Annotated in this window: 12 protein-coding genes, 1 tRNA gene and 1 pseudogene; 6 read left to right on the top strand and 8 right to left on the bottom strand. The window is 69.9% G+C overall.

Annotated elements, in window-relative coordinates:
• Nucleotides 1–255: 255 nt before the first annotated feature.
• Together R6V09_RS32925 and R6V09_RS32920 are read left to right on the top strand one after the other, a co-directional pair.
• Nucleotides 256–690 carry a tyrosinase family oxidase copper chaperone gene (locus R6V09_RS32925; RefSeq protein WP_317885114.1) on the top strand — a complete coding sequence of 145 codons (435 nt, stop codon included), beginning with the start codon at nt 256–258 and terminating at the stop codon, nt 688–690.
• Nucleotides 674–1,540, top strand: coding sequence for a tyrosinase family protein (locus R6V09_RS32920; RefSeq protein ID WP_317885113.1), 867 nt, complete (start codon nt 674–676; stop codon nt 1,538–1,540). Before R6V09_RS32925 ends, R6V09_RS32920 begins: the two co-directional genes overlap by 17 nt.
• Nucleotides 1,541–1,620: 80 nt before the next feature.
• Here R6V09_RS32920 and R6V09_RS32915 read toward each other — a convergent pair whose 3' ends face one another.
• A complete protein-coding gene (locus tag R6V09_RS32915) occupies nt 1,621–1,923 on the bottom strand; it encodes a chaplin (RefSeq protein ID WP_317885112.1) in 303 nt (100 codons plus the stop codon).
• A gap of 198 nt (nt 1,924–2,121) precedes the next feature.
• Here R6V09_RS32915 and R6V09_RS32910 point away from each other — a divergent pair, with 198 nt between their 5' ends.
• Nucleotides 2,122–2,661, top strand: coding sequence for a DUF2087 domain-containing protein (locus R6V09_RS32910; RefSeq protein WP_317885111.1), 540 nt, complete (start codon nt 2,122–2,124; stop codon nt 2,659–2,661).
• A 1-nt stretch (nt 2,662) separates the two neighbouring features.
• On the opposite strand, the gene R6V09_RS32905 is transcribed toward R6V09_RS32910, so the two are convergent.
• The 5 genes from R6V09_RS32905 to R6V09_RS32885 all read right to left on the bottom strand — a co-directional run bounded on the left by R6V09_RS32905 (nt 2,663) and on the right by R6V09_RS32885 (nt 7,500).
• Complete coding sequence (locus R6V09_RS32905) at nt 2,663–3,622, bottom strand: D-2-hydroxyacid dehydrogenase family protein (protein ID WP_317885110.1); 960 nt, start codon at nt 3,620–3,622, stop codon at nt 2,663–2,665.
• Between the two features lie 60 nt (nt 3,623–3,682).
• Complete coding sequence (locus tag R6V09_RS32900) at nt 3,683–5,215, bottom strand: APC family permease (RefSeq protein WP_317885109.1); 1,533 nt, start codon at nt 5,213–5,215, stop codon at nt 3,683–3,685.
• 164 nt (nt 5,216–5,379) lie between these two features.
• Nucleotides 5,380–6,024 carry a hypothetical protein gene (locus R6V09_RS32895; protein WP_317885108.1) on the bottom strand — a complete coding sequence of 215 codons (645 nt, stop codon included), beginning with the start codon at nt 6,022–6,024 and terminating at the stop codon, nt 5,380–5,382.
• A 48-nt stretch (nt 6,025–6,072) separates the two neighbouring features.
• Complete coding sequence (locus tag R6V09_RS32890) at nt 6,073–6,522, bottom strand: hypothetical protein (protein WP_317885107.1); 450 nt, start codon at nt 6,520–6,522, stop codon at nt 6,073–6,075.
• A gap of 69 nt (nt 6,523–6,591) precedes the next feature.
• Nucleotides 6,592–7,500 (bottom strand): class I SAM-dependent methyltransferase, encoded by a 909-nt coding sequence (locus tag R6V09_RS32885; protein ID WP_317885106.1) that lies wholly within the window; start codon nt 7,498–7,500, stop codon nt 6,592–6,594.
• Between the two features lie 124 nt (nt 7,501–7,624).
• Between R6V09_RS32885 and R6V09_RS32880 the strand changes: the two genes are divergently transcribed.
• Together R6V09_RS32880 and R6V09_RS32875 are read left to right on the top strand one after the other, a co-directional pair.
• Nucleotides 7,625–9,076, top strand: a complete 1,452-nt coding sequence (locus tag R6V09_RS32880; RefSeq protein ID WP_317885105.1) for a condensation domain-containing protein — start codon at nt 7,625–7,627, stop codon at nt 9,074–9,076.
• 57 nt (nt 9,077–9,133) lie between these two features.
• On the top strand, nt 9,134–9,271 hold the full coding sequence (locus R6V09_RS32875; protein ID WP_317885104.1) for a hypothetical protein: 138 nt from the start codon (nt 9,134–9,136) through the stop codon (nt 9,269–9,271).
• 257 nt (nt 9,272–9,528) lie between these two features.
• On the opposite strand, the pseudogene R6V09_RS32870 reads toward R6V09_RS32875, so the two are convergent.
• Nucleotides 9,529–10,170: pseudogene (locus tag R6V09_RS32870) on the bottom strand (DNA polymerase III); the annotation flags it as partial.
• A gap of 44 nt (nt 10,171–10,214) precedes the next feature.
• Nucleotides 10,215–10,287, bottom strand: a tRNA-Arg gene (locus R6V09_RS32865).
• A 323-nt stretch (nt 10,288–10,610) separates the two neighbouring features.
• Here R6V09_RS32865 and R6V09_RS32860 point away from each other — a divergent pair.
• Nucleotides 10,611–11,994 (top strand): dynamin family protein (locus R6V09_RS32860; protein WP_317885103.1); only part of this gene is annotated, 1,384 nt, incomplete at its 3' end.

The following is an 11,994-nucleotide window of genomic DNA, read 5'->3' as shown; positions in this document are numbered from 1 at the left end:
GCCCAACCCCGACAACTTCGGCCTCCCGGACCTCAAGGCCCCGCAGGCCGGCGTCCTGGCACCGGTCCTGCAGACCGTGCCGGGGGCGGACCTGGTCACGGGGGCGGGCCTCTAGGCCGTAGCACAAAGGCGGACATGGGCCCGGGTGGTGCGACCCGGGCCCTTCCGCCTGTCATGGGTGCTTCGGACGGTGACCGTGCGGGGTGTCGGACGGTTAGCCCCTCGAACGGTCGGAACGGACGAGGGAGTTGGGCCATGAGCGTGAGCGTCGGTGGAGTATCCGTGGGCCGGGAGCCGGTGAGACCGGGGCCGGTGCGCAGGACGCGGCGGGAGGCGTTGCGCGGGGCGTTCGGGGCCGTGCTCGCCGTGGCGCTGGTGCCGGTCGTCGCGGCCTCCCGGCCCACCCGCTCCGGTGAGGATCCCGGGGACACCGCCTTCGACGAGACGTACCGGGGCCGCCGTATCCGCGGTGTGCTGAACGGCAGTTGGCAGGTGACGGTGGACGGCCGGCCGCTGCATCTCATGCGGCGGGCCGACGGCACCTGGCTGAGCATGGTCGACCACTACCGCTCGTATCCCACCGCACTGGAGGCGACCCGCGCCGCCGTCGACGAGCTGAGCCCCGGCAGCGAACTGCGGGAGGCGGACGGTCCGATGCACATGGGGGGAGACCATGGCGTACACGCGTAAGGACGTCAGCACACTCACCGCCGCCGAGAGGCGGCGGTTCGTGGCGGCGATGCTGGAGATCAAACGGCGGGGCGAGTACGACGAGTTCGTGCGCACGCACATCGAGTTCTTCGTGCCCGACGGGGAGTACGGACTGCGCTCCGCGCACATGGCGCCCTCCTTCCTGCCCTGGCACCGGCAGTTCCTGCTGGACCTGGAGCGGGCGCTGCGCCGGGTCGACTCCTCGGTGACGGTGCCCTACTGGGACTGGACGCGGGACCGTTCAGCGACCGCCCTGCCCTGGACGAAGGACCTGCTCGGCGGCACCGGGCGGCGCTCCGACCACCAGGTGACGACCGGGCCGTTCGCCTACGCGGCGGGCAAGTGGAAGATCACGGAGAACATCACCGACGAGCCGTACCTCACCCGGGACCTGGGCCGGGCCGGCTCCCCGATCGTGCTGCCGACGAAGAACGACCTGGACGGGGCGCTCGCCGATCCCGTCTACGACACGTCACCCTGGGACTCGACCTGCCGCACGGGGTTCCGCAACCGGCTCGAAGGCTGGGGCACCGGGTCGGGCAGCGCGTCCTGGCGCAACCACAACCGGGTCCACAAGTGGGTCGGGGGCGTGATGCTCGGCGGCGCCTCCGTCAACGACCCGGTCTTCTGGCTGCACCACGCCTTCATCGACCTCCAGTGGACGCGCTGGCAGAACAAGCACCGCGGCGCCCGCTATCTGCCGGCGAGGCCGCCGGGGCCGGGCGACGAGCAGGAGGGGCGGGTCGTGGCACGGCAGCAGCGGATGCCGCCCTGGGACGTGACGCCGGAGCAGCTGGAGGACGTCAGCAGGATCTACCGCTACGGCTGACCGCTCGCGGACACGGGAAGAGCCCCGGCGCCTGAGGTGCCGGGGCTCTTCGCGTACGTCCGTCCGCGCGTGCGGTCGAATCAGTGGCCGTAGCCGTTGCCGCCGTAGCCGCCCGGGCCGGGGTGGCCGCCCTTGCCGTGGTCGCTCACGTTGGCGCAGGTGTTGCCGAAGGCCGGGTTCAGCAGGCCGATCACGCTGACGGTGTTGCCGCACACGTTGACCGGGATGTGCACCGGCACCTGCACGACGTTGCCCGACAGGACGCCGGGCGAACCGACGGCCGCACCCTGCGCGCCCGCGTCCGCCATGGCCAGACCGGCGCCGCCGAGCGCCACGGCGCCCGTGCCGAGAGCGACCACGGCCGCCTTCGCGATGCGAGACATCACGTTCTCCTTTGGTTTCGATGAGTGCGGCGGCAGGACTCGCCGCCGCACTTCGGGTTCAACGCGGCGGCCCATGCCTGGTAACGGCGCCGACGGGGAGATCACCCGTTTTGAACAGGACTTCGAGCGCCGGGAGTGGATGTTCGACGGCAGGAAATTCGGTGTTCTCGGCGGGTGCGTGTCGATTAGCCTCCCGGCATGGCAACCGACCAACTGATCCGTCTGTTCGCCGAGCAGAACCGCGTACGAGCCTTCGCGGCGGTGGCCCTGGGCGCGGAAACCTCCGAGCAGGTCGCCGAGGTGGCCGGCCTGACCCCGAAGGGGACGGCCCTCGCCCTGCTCAAGCTGCGCGAGCAGGGCGTGGTGAAGACCATGGACGACGGCGAACTCCGCGTCGACTACGACCTGTTCAAGAACCTCGCGCGCGAGGGCGAGGAGCCCGCCGACCAGGGCCCGGTCACCGGCGACGAGCACACCGACATGATCCTGCGGACCTTCGTCCAGGGCGGCCGGCTGATCCGCCTGCCCGCCCAGTGGACCCGCAAGCAGGTGGTGCTCCAGCACATCGCCGAGCAGACCTTCGCCCCCGGCGTCGAATACCCCGAGCGGACCGTCAACGAGAAGCTGCGCACCTGGTGCGAGGACGGAGAGGTCGACCATGTGACGCTCCGCCGCTACCTGGTGGATCTCCGGCATCTGCGGCGGGGCGACGGCATTTACCGGCGCGTCGGGGCGTGACCTACGGCAGCTGCCGTACGGGCGAACCCGCCAGGTGGGCCCGGATGTTCTCGACGGCCTGGCCGTAGTACGTCCTGTAGTTGGCGTGCGACACATAGCCGAGGTGCGGTGTCGCGAGCAGGCGGGGTGCGGTGCGCATCGGATGGCCGGCGGGTAGGGGTTCGATGTCGAAGACGTCGATTCCGGCGCCGGCGATGCGGCCCTCGTGCAGCGCGGCGAGCAGGGCGTCCTGGTCGACGATCGCCGCGCGCGAGGTGTTGATCAGATACGCGGTCGGCCTGAGGAGGGCGAGTTCGGCGGGGCCGAGGAGACCGCGGGTGCGGTCGCCGAGGGCCAGATGGACCGAGACGAAGTCGCTGGCTGTGAGCAACTCCTCCTTGGACGCGGCGAGTTGTACGCCGATCTCGTCCGCGCGCTCCTTGGTGAGGTGCTCGCTCCAGGCGGTGACCCGCATGCCGAAGGCGAGCCCGATCGTGGCCACCCGGCTGCCGATCTTCCCGAGACCGAGCAGCCCGAGGCTGCGGCCGTGCAGGTCGGCGCCGACCGTCCGCTGCCAAGGGCCGCCCGCACGAAGGGAGTTGCTCTCCTCGACGATGCCCCGGGCCAGGCCGAGCAGCAGCGCCCAGGTCAGTTCGACGGGCGGCGCCGAGGAGCTGGCCGTACCGCACACGGTGACGCCGTGCGCCTCGGCGGCGGCGTAGTCGATGACCGTGTTGCGCATGCCGGAGGCGACGAGCAGCTTCAGGCGGGGGAGCCGGGCGAACAGCGAGGCGGGGAAGGGGACGCGTTCGCGCAGCGTGACCACGATGTCGGCGCTGGCGAGGGCGGTGGCCAACTCGCCCTCACCGTCGAGGTGTTCCCGCAGGCTCACGACTTCCACCGCGTCCTCGACGGGCGACCAGTCGGCGAGTTCGGTCGCCACGTTCTGATAGTCGTCGAGGACAACACAGCGCAGTCGCACGGGAGTTCCGTTCCTTGTCGTCGGGTCCCGGTTCCTACTTCCCGGTGATCGACTGGAACGCTACTCCTTGGCCAGGGAGTTCGCCGTGCGGGTCGGCTTGCCCAGCGCCCAGAAGAGGACGCCGAGGAGGATGAAGGCGGCGAGCGGTACGGCCTCCGTGAGGAGGTACTTCCAGCGCTCCGCGTGGGTCCAGCCGTCCGGGAGGTAGTCGGCGCCGAACCAGTGGTCACCGGCCCCCGGGGCGATCAGCTGCAGGCTGGCGAACAGGATGAGCACGGTGAGGACCACGCTGATCGTGCGGGGGAAGGGCGCCTTGTAGGGGCGGGGGACGTCCGGGGCCTTGCGGCGCAGTACCGCGAGGGCCGGGAAGATGCCCAGGTAGCTGATGAGGGTGGTGGAGATGGCGAGGCCGAGGACGGCGCCGAAGAGCTTGGCCGCGCTGCCGTTGGTGAGCTGGTGGGCCAGCACCAGGACGAGGGTGGAGACCAGCCCGCTGAGGATGTTGACCCGGACCGGCGTGCCGAATCGGCTGGAGATCACGCCGAGGAAGCGGGGCGCGGCGCCGTCGTAGCCGGAGACGGCGAGGGCGCGGTCGGAGCCCATGACCCAGGTGACGCCGGAGGACAGCACCGTGAGGATGAAGAGGATCGCGGCGATGTCCCCGAGCACCGTGCCGGCGCCGCTGCTGGTGACGGTGCCGTCGGCGGCCACGTCACCGCCGTACACGGTGAAGACCTGGCGGATCGCGTCGAGGAAGCCGCCGAGGCCGGTGATGGCCTTGACCGGGAGGACGAGCAGGATGCCGAGGATGGGCAGCGCGTAGAGGAGTACGGCGAGGGCGGCGCTGCGGAAGATCGCGAAGGGGACGTCCTTCTGGGCGTCGGTCATCTCGTCGCCGGCCGTGCTGGGCAGTTCGAAGCCGACGTAGTTGAACATCAGGACGGGCACCAGGAGGACGAAGCCCGTGTACGTCGGGGAGAAGTCGCCGGCGCCGAAGCCGTGCAGGCCGTGCTGGACGCCGTAGACGACGACGGTGATCGTGAAGAGGCCGAGGAGGACGAAGCGGCTCCAGGCGCCGATGGTGGGGATCCACTTGCCGACGTCGAAGGAGAGGATCGCGGCGAGGACGCCGACCCAGATGAAGACGAGGGCGAAGACGTAGAAGGCCGGGGTGCTCAGGTCCTTGCCGTCGTTGAAGAAGGTCGTGTAGGCCGTGACGGCGGAGACGGCGAGGGTGCCGCCGAGCCACACCGGGTTGGTGATCCAGTACAGGAAGTTGTTGACGGCGCCCGCGAGGCGGCCGAAGGCGCGGCTGGTCCAGATGTAGGGGCCGCCCTCCTCGGGGAAGGCGGCGCCGAGCTCGGCGGTCAGCAGCGCGGAGGGGACGAAGAACACCACGGCCAGCACGATGAGCCAGGTGAACGCCTCGGCGCCGTTCTTGGCGATGGTGCCGATCGTGTCCACGCCGACGATGGTGCAGAGAAGGAAGAAGAGGATGTCGAAACGGCCGAAGTGCTTGCGCAGCTTCTGCCGCTCCGTCTGGGCTGCGGCCGGCGTGCGGGCCGGCTCGGATGCTGTCTGACCAGCGGCCACCGGGAGCTCCTGCGGGGACGAGGGGCGGGATTCGGCCAATGATCGGTGCCCATGGGGAACCCCACAAGCGTTCGGGGCCAAGTCTTGACCATTACGTATCCATCGGGACGTAACGGAAACCGGGGGGAAACACGGGGGCGATCGAGCCGGCGGAGTTGGTCTGCTCAGTGCGTCAGGTCCAGCACGGCCGTGCAGTGCGGATCGTCCTCCGGCTGCTCGAAGAGCTCCCGTTCCTGTGACCGGGAGAACACCTCCGCGATCACGGCGGGGCCTGCCTCCGCGAGTCGGACGTCGCAGGCCACGACGTCGGGAGCGTCCTGGTGGCGTACGTACAGCCGCATCCGGCCCGCGCTCAGGTACAGGAAGCCGATGAGGAGTGACTCGGCCTTCTCCCGCTCCTCGTAGCCCGGATCCGGGCAGCTGAGTGTGCTGAGAAGTGTGTACGCCCGGTCCTCCGGCAGCTCCTCGGTGGGCACCTCCTTCGAGAGCCTGATCAGCGGAGTGCCCAGGACGTTGTCCACCTGGCCGCCGGAGTAGAACCGCACCTCGCCCGCCTCGTGCCGTACGCGGCTGACCGCCTCCCACGGGAGCAGCACCTCGTCCTGCTGGAAGAGCGGGATCTCGTAGATCGTGAGGAGATCGCCGAGGGTCGCCTTCCGGCCGCCGAGCGCGATCCGCACGGCCGGTGTCCCGTCGGGGCCTGGGAGGACACCGCGGACGCGCGTCTTCTTCACGATCGGTGCCTGCGTGTAGCGGATCAGGTGGCCGGTCATGTCGGCCTGTGCCACAGCCACTTCCCACGGTGTCATCGCGGGTGTCTCCCTGTTCGGCGCTTGAACCCGGCGGTGGCGGGCTGGTTACTGGTTCATCCAGTCGGGGCACCTTTGCATGCCCTTGCAGTAGGCGGTGATGACGCCGATCATCTGCCCCCTTCCGGCGTCGTACCGCCCGTCCTGGGTGCGGCGGGTGACCTGCGCCTTGACGATGATCTTCACCTGGGGGTGCCTGCCGTCGAAGGCGTAACCCCAGTATTCCAGGCCGCCCTTGCCGTCGTTCTTGTCCGGCTTGCCGTCCAGCGGGCCGTTGACGATGCGGCACGTGCGGATGTTGTGCTTACTCGCGAAGTGCGCCCAGCCCAGTTCGCTGTTCCCGATACGGGTGGGTACGTTCCGCCCGTCCCAGTCCTTCTGATGGCACTTCTTGGTCTTGTTCCAGTGCGGTGGGTCGGCCTGCGCGGCTCCTGTCTGTCCCAGGGCCACGACGGCGGCCGAGAGGGTGACGAGCGTCGCTTTCGTGATCCACTTCATGCGGCTGACCCTGCCACACAACTATCGACCGATTCACCCCGGTTGCAGCATTTTCACCCCCATGGTTCGTCAGCCCGTCGGAGTGTCTTCGAGTTGGAAGTGCCAGACGACCACGATCGGGGAGTCGTCCAGGGCCGCGGCCGACGCTTCCGGGCACCAGTGCAGCAGGTCCCAGGACGGGTGGGTCGGGAGTGGGTCCGGGGCGGTGTCGGGGTCTGGGGAGTGGTGCGGGCGGCGGGGTTCCTCGCAGTGCCGGACCTGGAAGCCCAGCGGGAGGGCCGCGGCGAGGTAGGCGCTGAGCGGGCGGTGGTACTCGGCGAGGAGGGACGGACGGCCGTCCGGGCCGGGGCGGCGGGGCAGGGTCGGCCGGAGGTAGGACACCAGCAGGTGGGCGTCCGAGACGACGAGGTGTCCGCCGGGGCGCAGGACGCGCGCGAACTCCCTTAATACCGGGGCCAGTTCGGGGACGTGGGTCAGGGCGAGGGCGCATACGACGGTGTCGACCGCGTTGTCGGGAAGCGGGAGCCGGTGCAGGTCGGCCTCGTGGAAGTCGACGTCCGGCAGGCGCGTGCGGGCCTGGGCCAGCATGTCCGGTGAGGCGTCGACGCCGGTCACCCGGTGGCCGAGTTCGTGCAGGTAGGCGGTGTGGCGGCCGGTGCCGCAGGCCGCGTCCAGTGCCGTGCCGACGGGCAGGGTGTCCAGGACGCGTCGGACGACGGGCTGCTCGATGTCGATCATCTGGTTGCCGGGGGCGTCGTAGTGCGGCGCCCAGCCCTGGTAGACCTCGGCCGCACTGATCGTGCCCGGATCCGCCGTGACCCCCTCGGCGTGGGCGAGGGCGGGTGTGTCCAGCAGGGAGCGGATCTCGGCGATCCGGGCCTCGACGAACGCCCGGTCGGCGCTTCCCTCCCGGAAACCGCGCAGCAGAGCGGCACCCTCGACGCCCAGCAGATATCCCAGGGGACTCAGATAGGTCACCCCATGGACGGTACGGACAGATGTTCCGGCGGCTCCACTGCTTTTGCGGCCGTCCGGCGACGCTACCTGTTCGGCGTGCGGTCGTTACCCGTCCGGACAGTCGTTCTCGGAGGCAGGAGCCGGCATGAGGCAGTTTCCCCTGGAGTCGCTCGACCTGGCGCCGGGACGCTTGGTGGAGTGGCGCCTTCACCGCAGGGGAGAACGGGCCGACGGCGGCGGCGAGGGGCCGGTCAAGAGGGCCTCGTTCAACCAGGACAAGCACTTCACCGTGGCCGAGGAGGGTCGCGGGGAGGACGACGAGTTCTCGTCCTGGCTCGCCGTCACGTTCGAGGTGTCGGGGACGCTCGACCGGTGTGCGCTGGAATCCGCCCTGCTGCACTTCGTACGGCGACACGAGGTACTGCGCTGCGAATTCCGGCGCCTGGCCGGGGAGTTGGCGTGCGAGCCGCTGCGAGCGCAGGACATCGGCCTGGGCGCGGTCGATGTCGGCGAGTTCGATTCGGCGGAGGCCCTGCGGACATTTCTGGCCGACAGTTTCACGGCGCAGATCGACACGCTCTCCTGGCCGCTGTTCCTGATGGGGGCGGTGGTCCGGGAGGGCTCCTCGACGGTGTATCTCGCCTTCGACCACATCGTGTGCGACGGCATGTCGATGCCGAACGTCGTCAGCGACATCCAGACCGCGTACGCCGCGTACACAGCCGGCCGTGATGTCGTACTTCCCGCTGCCGGAAGCTATCTGGACTTCGCGCAGGAACAACGCGACCGCTATCTGTCGATCAGCGCCTGCGACAGCCGGCTGGACCACTGGAAGTCCTTCATCGCGCGCAACGGTGAGTTCTTCCCCAGGTTCCCACTCGATCTCGGCATCGAACCGGGCCGCACATACCCCACGGTGAACGAGGCGGGCCCACTCCTCGACGCCCGGCAGACCGCGGAGCTGGAGAGCCGTTGCCGCGCTGCCGGCGGGAAGGCGTTCATGGGGGTGCTGGCCGCGGTCGCGATCTCTCTTCGGCAGGAAGGCGGACCCGGCGTCTACCGCGGGCTGATGCCGGTCAGCGAACGCGGCCGGGGCGACTGGCTGCACTCGATGGGGTGGTTCGTCAACACGATGCCCATCGAGTTCTCCGTGGCGGAGGGCGAGGAATTCGCCGAGGTGATGGCCAATGTGCGGGCCGGCTTCGCGGATCTGCTGCGCAGCGTCGACGTGCCGTTCGTCAGGGTGTGGGAACTCCTGGCGCCGGACGACTTCGCCCTGCGCACCTGGCCGTTCCCGGTGAACTTCTTCTCCTACGCCGACATGAGGAAGTGCCGGGGAGCGGAGCACCACGACAGCTGGCGGCCCACGGCACACGTATGGGCGTCCCGCACCAACGGCACCTCCTCCTGGTTCCAGCGGGACGCCTGCGGCCTCCACATGAACTCGATCTACGCCGACACACCACAGGCCCGCCGGACCATGACGGAGCTTCGACGGACGCTGCGGGAAGTCCTGCTGGAGATCTCGGGTGCCGGCCGGATCCCGGTCCCACGCGGCCAGTGGACGGACCGCGCGTTCACGACGGCGCGGGTGTGAGCGGTCCGGGCCGGAGGTGATGCCGAGTCGGCCGCTGAGGTGGGTCGGCTCCGTTCGTTGAAACCGCGCATCTCGGCGAACAACCGCAAGAACACCGCCAAGGCACTCACCGAGGCCACACTCGCCCTCCTGCGCGAGTACGCCTCCTTGGACGGCACCCCGGCCGCCGCCGGCTCGGTCAGGTGTGACCGGTGAATCCTCAACGTGGCGATCAAGTACGCCATCCGCCAGAAGGTCCTTGCCGGTAACCCGCTGCCCACGGGCAAGGACGAGGACAACTCGCCGACCGGCAAGCGCGTGTACGACCTGCGCCACACCTGCCTGACCACGTGGCTGAACGACGGCGCCCGCCAGCCCATGTCGCCGCGCTCCAGTAGCGCATCGAAGGCCCCCAGCGGCCGCCCACTGGGCTGTTTCCGAGCCCGCGGGTTCCACTACGCCTGGTTCCCCACCTCGTCGATGACCGGTACGCCCTCGGCGGCTGCGCGTCGGGCCTTCGCGCACCGGGACATCGGCTCGTTGGTGACGAGCACGCTGGTGTGCCGGCTCACGGAGGTCATCATGTTCAGCCCGGCGGCGACGGCCCGCCCGACCAACTCCGCCCGGGCGTGCGAGGGTTCACCGGTTATCGCGATCTTCATCTCCTGCAGTAGCGGCCCGCCGGGGGTCATGCGTCCTGGATTGCGGTAGGCGCAGGGTGCCTTGGGCGGCTTCGGCGTGAACTGCGATTCCGCCCGGGGTGGGCAACTCACCAGCGGCAACGTCGTAGTGGGCGGCCGGCGTGCCCAGCTTCATGTCGTCCGTCGGCGGATCCGCCTGGCGATTTAAAGCCAAAGTGCAGAGCCGCTGGGACACCGGCAGCCACATCCGCGCACGGGTGAACTCGTAGGCCAGGAAGTCGTAGTCGAACTGGGCGTTGTGGGCGACCAGGACCCGGTCCTGGAGCATCGCCCCGATCCGTCCGGCGACCTTGTCGAAGGTCGGCGCACCCCGATCGTCACCACCGCGACGGTCGGCACCCGGTCCCGCCGGGCGACGAGCCCGGAGGTCTCCACCTCGACCAGGGCCCAGTCGCGGGCGTGGTGGACCAGCAAAAACGCCCTCCCGGAGGGAGGGCGGACACGGGATGTACGCAGAGCGCCCCCGGCAGGACTCGAACCTGCGGCCAAGCGCTTAGAAGGCGCCTGCTCTATCCACTGAGCTACGGGGGCCGGGTGTGGTGGCCTCGGTCGTGGTGTGCCCGGGTGTGGGCCGGTCCGTGACGTTGCCGGGGACAAGGATAGGGCTCCCGGGTCCTTGTCCCTGTTGCTTCCCCTCCGTGGCTCGATGTGGAGGTTCGGTGAAGCGGTCCTGATAATCGCAGGCAGGTACGAATCGTGCATCGCTTTTGGTGCCCCGCGCCACGGGTGTTGTGCACTCGTTATGCCTGGACTGTGCCCATGCCCCAGTCATCCCTTCCGTCCGTTGTGTTCTGTCGGCGCGCAGACATGCTCATATGCTTCAGAATTCCCCCAAAATTGGGCATTCTTCACATGTGGTGACCTTGGACGTACGGCCTCAGCTGCTCGACGCACTCTCCGCCCTGCGCGACCGTGTCGCCGCCGCACGCTTCCCGCTGCCCCTGGCGGGGGCTCCACGCGCGCGTGCCAACCGCGACGAACTGCTCGCCCAGCTCGACGACTATCTGGTGCCCCGCCTGAAAGAGCCCGAAGCGCCCCTGCTGGCCGTGGTCGGCGGTTCCACCGGCGCGGGCAAGTCGACGCTCGTCAACTCCCTTGTGGGGCGCCGGGTCAGCGAGGCCGGGGTACTGCGGCCGACGACCCGCACACCGGTGCTCGTCTGCCATCCGGAGGACCATCACTGGTTCAGCGGGATGCGGGTGCTGCCCGACCTCACGCGCGTGTGGGTGCCCCATCAGGACCCGGGGGACGAGTTGCTCCTCCCCGGTGAGGACGGTACGCGCGTGCTGCGGGTCGAGACCGCCGACTCCCTCCCGCGCGGAATCGCCCTCCTGGACGCGCCCGACATCGACTCCCTGGTCGCTGACAACCGGGTACTGGCCGCCGAACTCATCTGCGCGGCCGACATCTGGATCATGGTCACCACGGCCGCCCGCTACGCCGACGCCGTGCCCTGGCATCTGCTGCGCACCGCCAAGGAGCACAACGCGACCCTGGTGACCGTCCTCGACCGGGTCCCCCACCAGGTGGTGTCCGAGGTGTCGCGCCAGTACGGTGCCCTGCTCGCCAAGGCAGGTCTCGGCGACGTACCCCGCTTCACGGTGCCCGAACTGCCCGAGTCCGCCTGGGGCGGGGGGCTGCTTCCGGCCAGTGCTGTGGCCACGCTGCGGAGTTGGCTCGTGCAGCAGGCCCAGGACCCGGGGGCCCGTCATCAGTCGATGGCGCGTACGGCCTACGGCGTCCTCGACTCGCTCAAGTCACGGATGCCCGAACTGGCCGGTGCCGCCGCCGCCCAGTACGCCGCCGCGCTGCGGCTCACGGCCGCCGTCGACGGGGCCTACGACAGCGAGCACGCGCGCGTGCGGGGTCGTTTGCAGGGCGGGGCCGTGCTCGCCGGGGACGCGTTGAAGCGCTGGCGCGCCTTCCCGCTCGACTGCTCCGCCGGCGAACTGCTCGACGCCCTCGCCGAAAGCCTCGCCGCACTGCTGCTGTGCGCCGTCACGGCCGCCGACGAACGCGTCGACGACGCCTGGCGGCGTGAACCGGCCGCGAGCGCCCCCGAACTCACCGACCGCGATCCCTCGCTGGAGAGCGCCGAGCACCGCATCGGGATGGCCGTACGGCGGTGGCGGCGCGAGCTGGAGGAGTACGCCGAGGAGGAGGTCGCCGACCTCGACCGGAGCATCGCGCCCGACCCCGAGGTGGTCGCCGCGCTGGTCGCCACCGCGCTGCTGGGCG

Origin of the sequence: Streptomyces sp. W16 (assembly GCF_033194735.1) — a bacterium.
Taxonomy (GTDB): domain Bacteria; phylum Actinomycetota; class Actinomycetes; order Streptomycetales; family Streptomycetaceae; genus Streptomyces.
Note: the sequence above shows the minus strand (reverse complement) of the source record. Positions and strands in the feature narration are given on the sequence as shown.